Annotated in this window: 15 protein-coding genes; 1 reads left to right on the top strand and 14 read right to left on the bottom strand. The window is 57.6% G+C overall.

Annotated features, from left to right (window positions below; translation table 11 throughout):
- Nucleotides 1-9: 9 nt before the first annotated feature.
- The 14 genes from ACH518_RS20100 to ACH518_RS20035 all read right to left on the bottom strand — a co-directional run bounded on the left by ACH518_RS20100 (nucleotide 10) and on the right by ACH518_RS20035 (nucleotide 13,432).
- Nucleotides 10-276, bottom strand: coding sequence for a DUF6129 family protein (locus ACH518_RS20100; protein ID WP_140911805.1), 267 nt, complete (start codon nucleotides 274-276; stop codon nucleotides 10-12).
- Nucleotides 277-278: 2 nt separating this feature from the next.
- Nucleotides 279-971, bottom strand: coding sequence for a nitrogen fixation protein NifX (gene nifX, locus ACH518_RS20095; RefSeq protein WP_445371387.1), 693 nt, complete (start codon nucleotides 969-971; stop codon nucleotides 279-281).
- Between the two features lie 4 nt (nucleotides 972-975).
- Entirely contained in the window at nucleotides 976-1,176 is a 201-nt protein-coding gene (locus ACH518_RS20090) for a 4Fe-4S binding protein (protein WP_140911807.1), read from the bottom strand.
- Nucleotides 1,177-1,180: 4 nt separating this feature from the next.
- Nucleotides 1,181-1,402 (bottom strand): putative nitrogen fixation protein NifT, encoded by a 222-nt coding sequence (nifT, locus tag ACH518_RS20085; RefSeq protein ID WP_140911808.1) that lies wholly within the window; start codon nucleotides 1,400-1,402, stop codon nucleotides 1,181-1,183.
- 96 nt (nucleotides 1,403-1,498) lie between these two features.
- The gene (gene nifK, locus ACH518_RS20080) at nucleotides 1,499-3,070 is read right to left on the bottom strand and encodes a nitrogenase molybdenum-iron protein subunit beta (protein ID WP_140911809.1); all 1,572 of its coding nucleotides are present in this window, start codon (nucleotides 3,068-3,070) and stop codon (nucleotides 1,499-1,501) included.
- Between the two features lie 130 nt (nucleotides 3,071-3,200).
- Nucleotides 3,201-4,682, bottom strand: a complete 1,482-nt coding sequence (nifD, locus tag ACH518_RS20075) for a nitrogenase molybdenum-iron protein alpha chain (protein WP_140911810.1) — start codon at nucleotides 4,680-4,682, stop codon at nucleotides 3,201-3,203.
- Between the two features lie 100 nt (nucleotides 4,683-4,782).
- A complete protein-coding gene (gene nifH / locus ACH518_RS20070; protein WP_445371386.1) occupies nucleotides 4,783-5,658 on the bottom strand; it encodes a nitrogenase iron protein in 876 nt (291 codons plus the stop codon).
- 417 nt (nucleotides 5,659-6,075) lie between these two features.
- Complete coding sequence (locus ACH518_RS20065; protein WP_445371385.1) at nucleotides 6,076-6,414, bottom strand: YdbL family protein; 339 nt, start codon at nucleotides 6,412-6,414, stop codon at nucleotides 6,076-6,078.
- A gap of 9 nt (nucleotides 6,415-6,423) precedes the next feature.
- The gene (locus tag ACH518_RS20060; protein ID WP_140914208.1) at nucleotides 6,424-6,618 is read right to left on the bottom strand and encodes a YnbE family lipoprotein; all 195 of its coding nucleotides are present in this window, start codon (nucleotides 6,616-6,618) and stop codon (nucleotides 6,424-6,426) included.
- A gap of 35 nt (nucleotides 6,619-6,653) precedes the next feature.
- Entirely contained in the window at nucleotides 6,654-8,471 is a 1,818-nt protein-coding gene (locus ACH518_RS20055) for an intermembrane phospholipid transport protein YdbH family protein (protein WP_445371384.1), read from the bottom strand.
- Nucleotides 8,468-10,813, bottom strand: coding sequence for an MMPL family transporter (locus ACH518_RS20050; RefSeq protein ID WP_445371383.1), 2,346 nt, complete (start codon nucleotides 10,811-10,813; stop codon nucleotides 8,468-8,470). Before ACH518_RS20050 ends, ACH518_RS20055 begins: the two co-directional genes overlap by 4 nt.
- The gene (locus tag ACH518_RS20045) at nucleotides 10,794-11,375 is read right to left on the bottom strand and encodes an outer membrane lipoprotein carrier protein LolA (protein WP_445371382.1); all 582 of its coding nucleotides are present in this window, start codon (nucleotides 11,373-11,375) and stop codon (nucleotides 10,794-10,796) included. Before ACH518_RS20045 ends, ACH518_RS20050 begins: the two co-directional genes overlap by 20 nt.
- On the bottom strand, nucleotides 11,372-11,791 hold the full coding sequence (locus ACH518_RS20040) for an acyl-CoA thioesterase (RefSeq protein WP_445371381.1): 420 nt from the start codon (nucleotides 11,789-11,791) through the stop codon (nucleotides 11,372-11,374). The genes ACH518_RS20045 and ACH518_RS20040 overlap by 4 nt, the downstream gene beginning before the upstream one ends.
- Nucleotides 11,792-11,794: 3 nt before the next feature.
- On the bottom strand, nucleotides 11,795-13,432 hold the full coding sequence (locus ACH518_RS20035) for an HAL/PAL/TAL family ammonia-lyase (protein WP_445371380.1): 1,638 nt from the start codon (nucleotides 13,430-13,432) through the stop codon (nucleotides 11,795-11,797).
- Nucleotides 13,433-13,717: 285 nt separating this feature from the next.
- Here ACH518_RS20035 and ACH518_RS20030 point away from each other — a divergent pair, with 285 nt between their 5' ends.
- Nucleotides 13,718-15,940, top strand: a complete 2,223-nt coding sequence (locus tag ACH518_RS20030) for a PKD domain-containing protein (RefSeq protein WP_445371379.1) — start codon at nucleotides 13,718-13,720, stop codon at nucleotides 15,938-15,940.
- Nucleotides 15,941-15,972: the final 32 nt, after the last annotated feature.

Here is a 15,972-nt window from a genome sequence, read left to right as displayed (position 1 = left end):
GCCGCCACCCTATTCGGGAATGACTTCGGCGATGACGATGCCTGACGCGTGTTCGTAGTTACGGGTCAGACACAGGCAATGTTCGCGGCCGTCGACCAGATACAGATTGAAGCCGCTGCCTTCCAGCAACGGTTCGTGGTTGGGAATGTCGTCTTCCATGCAATAGGTGAAGTGGATGCCCGGAAATTCGCCGCGCAATTCGGTGACTACGCTTTCGCTCAGCGTGGTGCCGTTGATGCGGTCGGCAATGGTTTGCAGTTGGTCTGGACTGATCATCGTTAGGATTCCTGTTCGAAACAAATGCGTGGTGCCGGGGCAATCCCCATCGATTTGGCCAGCCACGGCGGCGGGGTTTGGCTCAGCACGCTTTGCAGTTGATGGATGACTTGGTTGATCGCTTCGCCTTGCTCGGTTTTAATCGGGTGCAGGCCGTACTTGATGATTTTAGCGGCGGCCGGTCCGCCGATAGAAGCGATGTAAAGCACTCGGCAATCGGCGATCAATTGCGCGCGGTAGGCGTTTTTGTCGTTGTGCCGGCGTTGGGCGTCGCTATCGACGTTACGGATATCGATCAAACGCGCTTCTCCGGCCGAAACCTGGTACACCAGAAATTGGCGGCAGGAGCCGAAATGGCCGACGACTCGCTGCGGGTCGTCGCTGCCGATGGCCACTAATATCGAGCCGGGCAGGTCGGCCAGACGCGGTTGCGGGGCCGGTTCGGCCGGCGTCGCCGGATTTTGCAGCAAGCCGAGCGCCTTGCGTACCGTATCGGCGTCGGTTTTTACACCGAAGTTACCCAGAGCCTGATGCAGTTGCGCCTCGCCGAGCTGGGCGATTCCGCGTTCGTCGAGCAGCGGTCCGGCGCAGGCGCGCAGCACCGAGACGAACAATTTCGGCGAGGTATCGGGCAGGGCGCGTGCGGCCAACCCGATCCTGAGAGCCAGTTCCCGGCTTAAGCTCGACCGGCCCATCGCTCTAGGCCGCTAGCGGCAGAATGCAATTGTCGATCGGGCAGACTTTGACGCATTGCGGTTCGTCGTAATCGCCGTTGCACTCGGTACAGGTTTTTTTGTTGATTTCAAAGACGATGGCGCCTTCCTTGATCGAATCGGTCGGGCACACCGGCAGGCAATCGCCACAGGAAATACACTCTTCGGCTACGATGTAAAGGGACATGGCTTTATTCCTCCGCTAAACGTTTCGCTTGTAACGTGGTCGGGATTTTCGGTGCCGGGGACAGCGGTTCGAAGTAGTATTTCGAGCCGTCGCCGAGCATAACTTCGCCGCCCCATTTGTCGGCGGTATCGAACTCGAGGGATTCTATGGTTTCTTCCAAGTCTTTTTTGGCAATGTAGAACAACAGCTTACCGTCTTCGCGCTTTCTAAGCATGACGCTGGGCATGGGGATTCTCCTTTGGGATAGCGTGAGGCGGGCAATTGCCCGCCTGGCAGGAATGGCGGTGGGCGCCTGGCGGCGCCCACCCTACGCGCTTCGATCTTAGCGGATCAAGTCGTAGTTGTAGTCGGTAGTGCCCATGCCTTTGGTTTCTTTGTCCAACTGCTCCAGAACCGCATTGACCAGGGTGGTCAGCACATACATGCCGCCTTCGTAACCCAGGGTGGTCATGCGGTGCAAGTGGTGGCGATCGAAGATCGGGAAACCGATGCGGATCAGCGGCACTTCGAACTCTTCACCTTTGTAGAAGGTGTCGCGTTGGATGAATTTGCCGTAGCTGTTGCCGATCATGAAGTCCGGTTTGTTGGTGAACATCAAGGAACGGAAGTGCCACAAGTCGCGACCGATATGTACCGTGGCATTTTGGCCGTAAGGAGATTCGGCCAGGATAGCTTCGCAGGCTTTTTTCCAACGTTTGTTGGCGTGGTTAACCAGCACGTCGCTGACTTCGGCACCGAATTCCAGCAGCATTTTGGTCATGCCCAAGGCAAAGTCGGCGTCGCCGTACAGCGCGAATTTTTTGCCGTGCAGCCAGGCGTGCGAGTCGGTGATCATGTCCACGTAACGACCGCGCTCTTTTTCCAACGATTCAGGAATGGCTTTGCCGCTCAGTTCGGAGATTTTCATCAGGAATGCGTCGGTCCATTCCAAGCCCATCGGAATGTTCAGTTTCGGTACGTCGTGATTCCAAGTGGTTTCGGCGAACTTCTTGGTTTTTTCCAATTGCCAGGGTTGCAGCAGCACGGTGGTAATCGCGTTCGGCGCATCCTTGATTTCGTCCATGGTGGTGCCGCCGGAATACATCCGGAAAGTACCGTCGGCCGGAGTATCCAATACTTCGGTCGGATCGCTGAGCAGGGTATAGCCCACGCCCATTTCTTTCATCATCCGGTGGATGATGCGGTAGTTGCCCAAATACGTTTCGAAACCGGGTACAAAATTGATTTTACCGTTTTTGCCTGGCTCTTTGCCTTCCATGCTTTTCAGCGTGAAGTAACGCGCCATGCCTTCGAACATGTTGTCCCAGCCGGTGGTGTGGCTACCCACGAAGCTTGGGGTGTGAGCAAACGGTACCGGGAAGTCCTGGTCGACGTGGCCTTCTTTTTTGGCGTTGTTGATAAACGCGTTCAAGTCGTCGCCGATAACTTCCGCCATACAGGTGGTCGATACCGCGATGATGTCCGGTTTGTACAAGGCTTTGGCGTTTTCCAGGCCGGCGAACATGTTTTTCTGACCGCCGAATACCGCCGCATCTTCGGTCATGGAGTCGGATACGCAAGATACCGGCTCTTTGAAGTGACGGTTGAAGTAAGTCCGGAAGTAAGCGACGCAACCTTGCGAACCGTGCACGTACGGCATGGTTTTTTCGAAGCCCAGTGCGCACAGTACCGCGCCCAGAGGTTGGCAGGCTTTAGCCGGGTTGATCGTGATCGCTTCGCGGCTGAAGTTCAGTTCTTGGTATTCCTGGGTGGTGGTCCATTGGAATACTTCGTCGATTTGATCTTGCGGATGACGTTCTTCGTACATCGCGCGCTTGTTGGCAAGATTTTCCTTGTATTCGTCGGTACGGAATAAAGGATAACTCGGTTGGATATTGTCGACTTGTTGGCTCATGATAATCTCCTAAACGCGCCACTAATCTGTGGTCCGGCGTTGAATGGATTGGGTCTGGAGGGTGGTTGCCGTTTCGACGTCCACCCATCGATCTGGGAAGGTGAACGCGATACCGCGTCCACCCTGCCGATTAAGCAACCGCTTTTACCGCTTCGCTTTCGGATTCGGCTTTTTTCCAGGGCACCTGGATTTGTTTCCAGCAAGGGTTGTTCAGGGTCATATCCATATCGCGGGCGAAGATGGCGAAACCGTCATAGCCGTGGTATGGGCCTGAATAATCCCAAGAGTGCATTTGCCGGAATGGGATACCCATTTTTTGGAAAATGTACTTTTCCTTGATGCCGGAACCGACCAAGTCGGGTTTGACCTTTTTCACGAATTCTTCGAATTCGTAGCCGGTGACGTCGTCGTACAACAAGGTGGCATTGCCCATTTCCTTGATGGTACGGTCGTAGTCATCGTTGTGACCGAATTCGTAACCGGTACCGACCACTTCCATACCCAAGTCTTCGTAAGCACCGATGACGTGGCGTGGACGCAAGCCGCCGATGTACAACATGACTTTTTTGCCTTGCAGACGTGGTTTGTACTTGGCGATAACCGCTTCATACTCGGCTTGGTAACGAGCGATCACGCGTTCTGCGCCTTCTTTGATGGTGTCATCGAAGTGAGCGGCGATTTTGCGCAAGCTCTCGGCGATTTTGGTCGGGCCGAAGAAGTTGTACTCGATCCAGGGAATGCTGTACTTTTCTTCCATGTGCCGGGCGATGTAGTTCATCGAACGGTAGCAGTGGATCAGGTTCAGTTTCACTTTCGGGGTTTTTTCGATCTCGGCGATGGTACCGTCGCCGGACCATTGCGCAACGACGCGCAGACCCATTTCTTCCAACAAAGTCCGTGAAGCCCAAGCGTCACCACCGATGTTGTAGTCGCCGATTACCGCGACATCGTACGGAGTGGTCGGGAAGCTATCGTCGCCGTCGCGTTTGTCCAATACCCAGTCGCGAATCGCGTCGTTGGCGATATGGTGGCCCAGAGATTGGGATACGCCGCGGAAACCTTCGCAACGCACCGGCACCACGGTTTTACCGATGTCTTTGGCTTTGTTTTTGGATACGGCTTCGATGTCGTCGCCGATCAGACCGATCGGGCACTCGGATTGCACGGAAATACCTTTGTGCAATGGGAATAAAGCTTCGATCTCGTCGATACATTTGGCCAGTTTTTTGTCGCCGCCGAAGACGATGTCTTTCTCTTGGAAATCCGAAGTGAAGTTCATCGTACCGAAGGTGTTGACACCGGTGGTACCGACGTAATAGTTACGGCGGCCGGCGCGGGAATATTGGCCGCAGCCGACAGGACCGTGGGAAATGTGGATCATGTCCTTGATCGGACCCCAAACCACACCCTTGGAACCGGCATACGCGCAACCACGGATGGTCATCACGCCCGGCAAGGATTTACGGTTTGAAGTAATGCATTTATTGGATTTTTCCAAGCTTTGATCGTTTACCGCCAAGTGCTTGGCGCGGTCTTTCTTGGCTTTCTCAGGATAGACTTCCAGCACTTCTGCGATCAGCGCTTCAGTCTCTTCTCTTGTCATGGCAGCCATGATGTTTTCCTCCTAATGTCGTGGGTAATCCCCCAACAGACAGTTTTTGGGAACAGATAGGGTGGCGGGCGCTCATCCGCCCGCCGGTTTCAAGCAAGACTTATTCTTCAGCAGCGGTTTTGCCGACCAAAGTTTCGTCTTCTTCTTCCATCAGACCGAAGTTCATCAACAACTCTTCCAACTCGTCCATGCTGATCGGAGTAGGGATCACCAGGTTTTTGTTGTTTAGAACTTTTTGAGCCAAAGCGCGGTATTCGTCAGCTTGTTTCGCGGTCGGTTCGTACTCGATAACCGTCATACGACGGATTTCGGCACGTTGTACAACGTTGTCACGTGGTACGAAGTGGATCATTTGAGTGCCCATTTGTCTTGCCAACTCTTCGATCAGTTCGTCTTCACGAGCTGTTTGACGAGAGTTGCAGATCAAACCGGCCAAACGGACGCCGCCTGAGTTGGCGTATTTGACGATACCTTTGGCGATGTTGTTGGCCGCGTACATAGCCATCATCTCGCCAGAGCAAACGATGTAAATTTCTTGCGCTTTGTTTTCGCGAATAGGCATCGCGAAACCGCCGCAAACAACGTCACCCAATACGTCGTAGAACACGAAGTCGAGTTCGTCGTCGTAAGCGCCTTCCTCTTCCAGGAAGTTGATCGCGGTGATCACACCACGGCCGGCGCAGCCAACTCCTGGCTCTGGACCGCCTGATTCAACGCATTTAACGTCGCCGTAGCCGACTTTCAACACGTCTTCCAGTTCCAAGTCCTCGACGCTACCAGCTTCAGCAGCCAAGTGCATGATGGTGGTTTGAGCTTTTGAGTGCAGGATCAAGCGAGTAGAATCGGCTTTAGGGTCGCAGCCGACGATCATCACTTTTTTACCGGCTTCCGCCAGAGCGGCAACCAGGTTTTGGGTAGTGGTGGATTTACCGATACCACCTTTACCGTAAATAGCGCATTGACGTAGTTTCGCCATGGTCTTCTCCTCTTGAGTGGGTGTTGTTAATAACAACCTGATAAGAGCAATGGCCGTGCCAATGTGATTTTTTGTTTTAAACTATTGAAAATAAAGGTATAAAAATCGGAAATTCCGGTTTTGGCTTGGTGGGGTTGGTAACATTGTTTGTAGGGTCTTGTTATTTAACCAACATAAAAAACGGGGTTTTTGGGCCGGATTGCCCGGTAGTTGGATTTTATCGGCTTTTCGAATCTATCCCGACCGCTCCGAATCTGAAGAGGGCGATCGAGATCGTTCCAATGCACGCAGGCAGGTATATTTTGTCCGATGAGTCAAGTAAAGCGGCGCAGGTCGGGTATGGTCTGCCAGCAGCCAAGCGCTTCGCTCTTTTCGTTTTGAAGATTCTTTGGATTTGCGGCTGATTTTGCCAGCGAATCAACGCTGCTGCCATCCCGATCCGGTATCGACAAACTGACCCGGCGCGGCTTGGTTGATTACTTTTTGCGCCGTCAGTCGTGCGACCTCTTCTGGGCTGACGCCGTTCTTGGCGGCGATGCGTTGGTATTCGGCCTGACGTTGGGCGTTGATGTTGTCGACGAAGGCTTTGACTTCGACCGGGGCGTCCGGTTTGACCAGGCCCAACAGGCCGTTGCTGCGTTCGCCGACGGTGCCGGCGGCTTTCAGTTGCGCCAGATCGGCGGCTACGGCGGAGAAAGACAACATCAAGCCCAGGGCCAGGGCGGATAACAGGGATTGTGCGGTTTTCGCTAACATGGGGACTCCTTAGAACAGGCCTTTTTGGCTGGAAATCAAATCGTCGACATCTTTTTCCACTTTCAGGCGGATTTCGTGTTCGATTTTGACGTTCATGTTGATCTCGATCGGTTTGTCCGGGGCTTCGAGTTTGACGGACGGCGAGCATCCCGCCAGTATCCAGACGGCCCAGACCGGCAGTAGGTACTGCGCTGCTAATTTCATTATCTTCTCCTCTCGGCCGCCGGCGGCAGCGTTGGTTATGGTTTCCCAGCGGGCTGGGCTTTGGGTTGGGCCGGCTGCTGGCCGACTTCTTCCAGTATCGCGCGTTCGAAATTGCCGGCCACCAAACCGCGGCGCAACAGCTCCGGCAATTGGCCGCTGATGTTCAGGTTAAAGGCCAATGGGTGCCCGGACAGCACTTCCGGATTATGGCCTTCCAGGCGCAAGCCGATCCGGTAATCGCCGTTGGGCTGGTAGTTTAATTGAGCTTGCAAGCGATGGTAAACCAGGTTGCGTAGCGCTTGAAACGCCAGATTGCCGTCGTCGGCCGGGCTTAGGTAGCGCAAAGTACCGGGGCGGGTGCCGGACAGGGTGCCGTTTTGCAGTTCGATGCTTTCGGTCGCCAGCGTTAACGGCAGTTCGCCGTCGACGCTGCCGGTTCCGGACAATTGCGGGTAATGCAGGCTGGCCAATAGCTGGGCCAGATCGATTTGCCGGGCTTGCAGGGTCAAGGCCAACGGCATCTGGCCGATGTCGAACGTCGCCGGTGCCAGTTCCAGTTCGCCGCCGAAGATGGCTAGCCGGGCCCGCTTCAGATTCAGTTCCGGTTCCCGGTAGGCGGCGTCTATCTCCAGATCGCGGCCGGTCAAGCCGTCGCCCAGTTCCAGCGTCCGAATCCGGGCGCTGAGTTCGCCGCTGCCGGCGCCGAGGTCAGGGACGGCGACATGGATATCGCTGTGCAGCAAGCGCGCCGCTCCGGCGGTTAACGCCAAATCGGAGACATTGATGTCGGCTTTGCCGCGTTTGAGCTGCGCTTGCCAATAGATTTGCCAGGTGGCAGCGATCCGGCCCGACGCCACGCGCCAGTTGCGGGCGGTTTCCGGGAGCCAGGGTTTGGCCAGGTCGAAGGCTTCGCCGGCGGTCAGCGCCAGCCGACCGGTGACGTCGGCGGCCGGCTGCGGTAGCAGGCTGACCGCGGCGCTGGCTTCGGCCAGAATGGCTTTATCGCGAATCAGCGACAAATGGCCCTGGCTGTGGCCGAAGCCGTCCGAACTGTGCAAGTCCAGATTTAATCGGCTGTTGCCGAGTTGCGCCGCCAACGCCGTCGGCGCGCCGGTCGGCCGCAGCTTGGCCGGCAGCAACGGTGTGCTTGCCAGCCAGGCGGCGATGTCGCCCAATTTGCCGCGCAGGCTCAGCTTGCCGGCAGCGCTGCCGAAGCCGGAAGCGTCCAGCGCCAGAATCCGGGCGCGGTTCGCGCCCGCCAGCGTCAGGTCGAAATTGCTCATGTCGGCGGCCAGTTCCAGGGTCAGGTTTTGCCGGCCGTCTTCGAGGTTCAGCCGGTAAGCGGCCGGCGTCAGTCCGAATTGGGCGCTGCCGTTGAAATTGCTGTCGCCCCAGGGTGTGGCGATTTGCAGATCGAGCTGGGCGATGCGTACCGGCGGCAGCGGCAAGCGCTGGCGCTCGGCGTCCGCAGCGGCCGCCGCGGGATTGTCGGCGGCGGGCCGGTAGTCCAGCTTCAGCGTCGCGCGGCCGATATCGACGGCATCCACACCCAGCGGTTCGAGCCGGTAACCGGCGGCGACGTTTTCCAGCGTTACTTGCAACGGGCCGGCGGCGGTTTCCAGCGTAAATCCGAACCGGGCCAATTGCACCCGCGCGGAATCGAATTTCAGGCCGGACAACTCCGATGCTACCAGCGGACTGAATTGCAACGCCCGGACCAATAGCCGTTCGCTGAGCTGAAAGCGCAGGCTCCAGACCGCCGCGCCGAGTATCGCCAATAGCGCCAGCAAAAATAACCACCTGTAGCGTTTGGCGGATTTACTGGCCGGCGGCGAAGCGGGTGTGGGCTTCATTGCTTGGAATTATTGGCGTTAAAGCCGATTAGCGGCGCCAGCAGGAAGGCGCTGCCGACACCGGCGGCCAAGGTCACGCCGAAGGCATGGACGATGGCGGTGGAACTGTTTGCCAACAAACCGTAGCCCAGCAGGGTGGTGAAGGCCGACAAGGCCACCGCCAGCGTGGTCGTATCGCGCTTGTCAACCGTACCGGCCGAGGCTGCGGCCATATGGAAGAACACCGCATAGTCGACGGCAACTTCCAACACCAACAGCAACGCGAACAGATTGAACAAGGTAAACAATTCGCCGAACCAGCCCAACGTCGCCAACGCCGTTAACATCGCCAACAGCGGCACCGACATGACCTGCCCGCCGTCGCGCCAGCCCAGCCGATAAATCAGGATGCCCAAAATCAAGCCGCACACCCCGAGCAACAGCACTGTTACCCGCTGCCGGTAGCGTTGGAATAAATCCGACAATTGCGATACGTGGTCCACCCAGACGACGCCGGGCAAATCGGCCAGCGCTTGTAGCGGCGCCAGATCGGCGATGCCGGCCAAACTCACGATGCTGCGGCAAGCCTCGGCGTTGCAGCCCAGCCATTGCTGGCGCAGATTGGGGTTGGCGCTTGCCAGCCATTCGTCCAGGCTCAATGTTTTTGATTCTGCGACCGCGAAATTTTGTAACTCACTATCGATTGCCGTTTGCTCGAATCCGAGGTTCAGCATATAGCGCTGCAACAAATCCGGCCGGTAAACGCCGGTTTTCAGTAACTGGTAATCGGCTCGTTGTTGGGTCGGGTCCGGCCAGTGCGAACTGACGCCATCGAACTGCTTGAGTTTGGCTTGCCCGGTTAGCGGTGCCAGCGCGTCGAGCAGGCCGCGTTCGTTGCGGTACCACTCGGCCAGGTCTGCGCCGGAGACCAGGAAGAATTGGTTGTCGCGGCCGATCGGCAGTAGCCGCCTGATTTCGGCGTCCGCTGCGGTAATTTCGGTTGGTGCGGTTTGCAACAGGCGAACGTCGTCTTGTGCGCGCAACAGGCTCAGGCCGCCGACCAGCAGTAGCGCGAAACCGGCGGACAGGCTACGCCGATGGCGGTGTAGCCGTTCCGGCCAGCTGCGTTGCCAGTAGCCGGCCAGACTCAACATGCCGAATTGGTGTTGCGGCCGGAAGCGGGCCAGTAGCACAGGAAACAGCATGACCACGGTAAGCCAGGAGGCGACCAGACCCAGTGCCGAGAACAGTGCCATTTCCCGCAAACCCGGAAACGGCGAGAAGCCGAGGCCGGCGTAACCCAATAAACTGGTCAGCAAGCCGAAGCCGATGCCCGGCAGCACGTAAGTCAAGCCGCGGCGTGGCGTCCAGTGCGGCAGGCCGAGGCCGTCGCAGAAAAAATGCAACGCGTAATCGACCACCACGCCGATCAGGCTGGAGCCGAATACCAAGGTCATGATGTGCAGTTTCGGGACCAGCAGCAGGCTCAAGTTCCAGGCGGCCAGCAGGCCGACGGCAACGGCCAAGCAACACAGCAGCAAGGGCCGGGGGCTGCGGAAAGTCAGCCAGAGCAGCAATACCACCCCCAGCGTCGAGCCGCTGCCGATGGTGGATATTTCGTGTTGGGCCTGGTGGGCGCCGTAGGCGGTAAACAGCGGCAGGCCGGTCGCCAGCAGTTCGCCGCCTTCTTGGCGCACTTGGTTTGTCAAACTTTGATTCAGGCTCAGCAAGAGTTCCAGTTTGTCGAGTTTCAAATCTCGGTCGGGCAATTCGCCGACCAGCAAGGCCCAGACCATCTGTCCGTCAGGCACCACCACGGCGCCGTGTTCGATATTCAGTTGCAGCGGGTTTTGCGCGGCGAAGTAACGGCTGAACAGCAACAACGGGTCGTGTTCCAGATTGGCGGCCTGCAACTGGCCGAGCGGACTGTACAGCGTTTCCAGATTGTCGCGCAGCAAGCGCTCTGGATCGTGCTGCAAGGCTTGCCGGGTTTTCGCGTCCAGCAGTTGGTAGCGGTAACTAAACAGTTGCTGGTAGCTTTGCCGGTACTGTTGCTGCGGAATTTGCAAGGTCAACTCGGCGAACAGCCCGCTGGCGGCTAGGCGCGTCTTCACCGTTTCGGCCAGGGTCAGCGCTTGACCGGCGTTGGCAGCGCCGGCCAGCCAGACGACCTTGCGGTTGACGGCCTGATTGTGGCGTTCGATGGCATTTGCAACCTCCGGCCGTTGTTCGGCCTGCGGCAGTAGCGCCAGGAAGCCGGTTTCCAGCCAATCCCGCCGCAGATTTTGCAGGGTCAGCCAGACCAGGGCCAGCATGCCTAGCAGCCACAGCGCGGCGTAAAGTTTAGGGCGATAAACGCGCAAATTCGGCCGCCTGTTCCGGGCTGAGTTGGGCTGGGCGGCTGATCCTGTCGAAGCCGATCCGCGACACGTTGCCGCCGGTTTCGCGAATTTCCACGCTGCGCAATTCGCTGTCGCCGGCCAGGTAAATGGCGGCGATGGCTTTGCCGAGCAGCGGGTCTTTCGGCAGCAATGTCAGGCGCCAGGAATCGGCTTGCATCTCGGCGCTGGCGCTGAAGTCTGCGCTTAGCTCGGCGAAATCGCCACCGAGCATGGCCGGAAACACGCGACCGAAACTGGCCGGCAGGGCTTGCTCGCCCTGGCTGGTGATTAAGCGGTTTTCCCCGATCAGCAGCACCGACTCGACCGGGCTGACGGTTTTCCAGATCACGCCGCGTTGCTGCTGGAAGGTGAATTCGCCTTCCGAAACCAGCGGTTTGCTCAGAAATTTCAGTTGTTTTTCCTGACGGAAATGGCCTTGGACGATTGCCGCCGGTACCAATCGGGATTTGATGGCGGCCAAGGCGTCGTCGGCCTGGGCGGCGGTGGCGGATAGCCAGAGCAGCAGGGCGGATAAGGTTTTCATGGTTTTTCGATTCCGAGTTTGGCGAACAAAACCGGCGGCGATTCGAAACGCATTTCCCGGGTTTGGATATCCACCGCCACCTGTACGCTGTGGCCCTTGCACAGCCGGCTGCCGCTGGCGTGGTCGCGGATCAGATAGTCGATTTTCAGCCGGTTTTCCCACTCGCTCAGCGTGGCGCGCACCAAAATGCGCTGGCCGAAACGCGCCGGTTTTATATAGCGCAGGTGCAAGTCGATGATAGGCCAGAAAAATCCCGAATCGCGCATTTGCCGGTAGTCGTAATCGATGCTTTCCAGCAGGGCGCAGCGGGCGATCTCGAAATACTTGCAATAGTGGCCGTGCCAAACCACTTCCATCATGTCCACGTCGTGGAACGGAACCAGCAACTCGACTTCGGTGGTCAATTTTTCGGCCATGGGTTACGGATACAGTTGCCATTGTTGCTGCCGAATCGCACTCAGGCAGCGGCGCAAATCGGCTTCCAACGCCCGGTCGCCGGCCAAAAACGCTACGTGTTCGCGCACTTGGTGCAGGGTGGCTTGCAATACCGGTCCGCTGCGGTCCGGGTCGCCACGCAGTTCGAGCGCCTGGCAGCTTGCGATCAATAACGCTGCCGCCACTTGTTCCGTCAGTTCCAGAATCCGAATGCAGTCGCGGGCGGCGATCGTGCCCATGCTGACTTTGTCCTGGTTATGGCATTCGGTGGAACGGGAGAACACGCTGGCCGGCATGGTCAGTTTCAAGGCTTCGGCGGTCCAGGCCGAGACGCCGATTTGTACTGCCTTGAAGCCGTGGTTCAAAGGCGCCTGGTCGCCGTCGGCACCGCTCAGATTGGCCGGCAGGCCGTGGTTGAATTTGGGGTCGACCAGTTGCGCCAGCTGCCGGTCCATCAGGTCGGCCAAGTTGGCGACGGCGGTTTTTAAAGTATCCATCGCCATCGCGATATGGCCGCCGTAAAAATGGCCGCCGTGTAGGACATGTTCGCCGTCGGCATCGATCAACGGATTGTCGTTGGCGCTGTTCAATTCGGTTTCGATCAGTTGCCGCAGCCAGGGCAGGGCGTCTTCCAGGGCGCCGATCACATGCGGCGCGCAGCGTAGCGAATAGCGGTCCTGCAAGCGCTTGTCGTTGCGCGGCGCTTCGCTGGTGATTTGCAGATCGGCGCGGACTCGGGCCGCAACCCGCATCTGGCCGGGATGCGGCTTCAACGAAAACAATTTGGCGTCGAAGTGGTAGGCGTTGCCCAGCAAGGCCGCCACCGTCAGGCTGGTGATGCGGGTGCAGAGTGCGGCCAGATAGGTGGCGCGGTCGAAAGCCAGACAAGCTAGGCCGGTCATAGCCGCGGTGCCGTTCATGATCGCCAAAGCCTCCTTGGGTTGGAAGCGTAAGGCTTCGATATGCAATTCGGCAAACACCTCTGTGGTCGGGCGGCGTTGTCCGCGGTACAGCACCTCGCGCTCGCCGGCCAGCACCGCGGCCAAATAAGACAAAGGCGTCAAGTCGCCGCTGGCACCGACCGAGCCTTCCTGCGGAATCAACGGCAAAACGTCGTGTTGCAGCAATAGTGCGATTTGTTGCAACAGTTTGTATCTGACGCCGGAATAACCTTGAGCCAGGCTGGCCAGGCGTGCGGCAACAATCGCGCGGCTTTGTTCGGCGTCGAAGTGATGACCCAAACCACAGCCGTGAAAGGTGTACAAATGAATCGGTAATTCTTCAACTCGATCGGCCGGAATGGCGACCGTGCAGGAGTCGCCGTAGCCGGTGGTGACGCCGTAGACGCAGCCTTCTTCCTGCAATAGCCGGTCGACGAAGGCGGCACCACGGTCGATGCGGGCGGCAAAGTCCGGATTATCGCTTAACCCAGCGCCACGGCGTTGGCGGGCCAGATCGGTGATGGACTCGATAGGCAACGGCGAGCCGTCGAACAGTACGGGCGGCAGTTGGGTCACGGCGTCGGTGTGCGATTCGAGTTGAGCCGGAAGCCGGCCGGGTAGCGTAACGATGAGTTGGACATGCCGGTTGTGTAAATCAAAACGTCCGGAATTTTCGCACATCCCGCGGCGGCGGGTTAACCAAGTTTAATGGTTGCCGCGCGCGGCTTTTTTGAAGACTGGCTCAAGTTATTCGCCAAGGCTGGTTTCTGCGTCTTGCTAAGTTAGAGCTACTTCAAAGAACGCCGGCGCAATGCTCGCAACAATGAACCGTGCAGAAAGCAAACTCAGCGAGTTTAGTTTTCCGTGCATTCCATTAACTCGACGGCGATACCCCAAAGCCGTCACTGCAACAGGTTGGATCGGTTGGTGTGCCTGTTGCAGTTCAATGATATAAAGGTGACCGATATGAAAACGCTCAACAAAGTTGCGGCGGGCATTTTTGCCATTGCTGCAAGCTCCGCCTCTCTGGCATTCGCCGCAGATACCTCTCAGTTGCTTGGCAAAGATCTCGACCAAAACCGCGAATTGGTCAATAGCGTCATGCGTGGCCGCAACTACATGGTTCAAGTCGACCAGGCCGGTAAAATCAAACAAATCATCGATACCGGAGCCAACGGCGACGGCAGCGATCCATTGCAAGCGGCGACCGCCGGCAGCACTGTGCCCGCTCAAGCCGCAGTGACTTCCGTCGAACTGCCGGTCAATTACGAAGGGCAACACGCCATCGATTTTTTAGGGGCCGAACTGACCAAGGTAGCTGACGGTTACGGCCTGACATCCGACAAATTGCGGGAAATGCTACTCAGCGACGATTCGTTGCGGGTCGATGAGAACAATAGGATGTTTTACGTCGACCAAGATGCCGGTAATCCCGGCGCGCACGAACCCGAAACGGCGGGCGGTGCAACCACAGCGACGACCAGCAATACCACGGTACCGATCGCTTCTACCGCGCAGCTGGCCAATGCCTTCAAATTGCACAGCAAACCGGGCGCCAGCAAGACCATTTATCTGAATTTCGTCGGCTACACCGCCAGTAAAACCGCCTGGAGCAGTTCGACCATCGCCGCTCCGGCCTACGATTTGAGCGGTAACCCGGCAGTGTTCGACGATAACGAACGCAGCAATATCATCAGCATCTGGAACCGGGTGGCCGAGGATTACATTGCCTTCGATGTCGACGTCACCACCGAGCCGCCCAGCAGCGATGCGCTGCTTCGCACCAGTTCCGCCGATACCAGTTACGGCACCCAAGTCGTGATCACCAAAACCGGCACCATTAGTTGCAACTGCGGTGGTGTCGCCTACGTCGGCGTGGTATCGATGGTGAATAACACTTACTACCAACCGGCATGGGTGTTCCAACAATCGCTGGCCAACAATGAAAAATACATTGCGGAAGCGATATCGCATGAAGCCGGCCATACCCTGGGCTTGTTGCATGACGGCCATAATTCCGGGACCACCACGGTAGGTTATTACAGCGGCCACGGTACCGGCGAAACCGGCTGGGCGCCGATCATGGGGGTTGGTTACTACAAAAATGTGACTCAGTGGAGTGCCGGTGTTTATCCTGGTGCCAATAACCAGCAAAACGATCTGGCGGTGATGGCATCCGCCGGATTTAATGCGCGCATTGATGATTTCGGTAATCTTTTCGGCAACGCCAGCTCGTTGAACAATACCGCAACCGGCGCCACAGCAAATGTCAGCACGTTCGGTGTGATCGAAACCGCTGCCGATATCGATATGTTTATCGTCAATACGGCCGGCGGATTGGTGAATCTGAGCGTGAAACCGGCGGCGAAAGGTCCGAATCTGGATGTCAAAACGACGCTTTACAAAGCCGATGGCAGCGTGGTTGCGACCAGTGCGTCGGAAACCTCGTTGGCGGCAACGATCAGTAGCACGGTCCCTGCCGGCGTTTACTATCTGGCGGTTAGTGGCAGCGCTCATGCCGCTGCCGGCACCGATTACGGCTATCCGACCTACGCCAGCTTGGGCCAATACAGCATTACCGGCTCGTTCTCGGTTGCCAATGCCGGCGCCGCCGCACCGGCTGCGGTGATCGATGCTTCTACCTTGAGTGGGCCTAGCGCATTGACCGTCAATTTCTCGGCCAACAAATCCATCGGCAACGGCAATATCGTCAAATACCAATGGAGCTTTGGCGACGGCGGCAGCTCCACCAGTGCCAACCCGGTCTATATCTACAAAACCGCCGGTACCTTTACCGCAAAACTGACCGTAACCAACGAGTACAATTTGACCGATACCCAATCGGTGCAAGTGGTTGTCACCGCGCCGGCAGTGAAATCGGTATCCGTGGGCTCCGCCAGCTTGATGGTTGCCAGAGGCTCCACTGCTACCGGGATGATTTTGCTCAGAGTGGTTGACGCCCAAGGCCGCCCGGTGCCGAATGCGGTGGTAACCGGCATCTGGTCGGGTGCGCTGTCCGGTTCTTCGGTTGCTAAAACCGGAACCGACGGTATCGTGTTTCACACCTCCAAACCGTCGAAACAAGTCAGGGCGGCATCCGGCGTGTATACCATCAACAGTATTTCCGCTCCCGGTTATACCTACGCCCCGGCGAAAAACGTTAGATCGGTATTTACTCTGACCTGGTAACGACACCGGGTCCGGTGTCCGCCGCCCCGCTG

The sequence above is a fragment of the Methylomonas sp. HW2-6 genome (genome assembly GCF_052474525.1).
The sequence above is the reverse complement of the archived record's forward strand: the minus strand, read 5'-3'. Positions and strand labels throughout refer to the sequence as shown.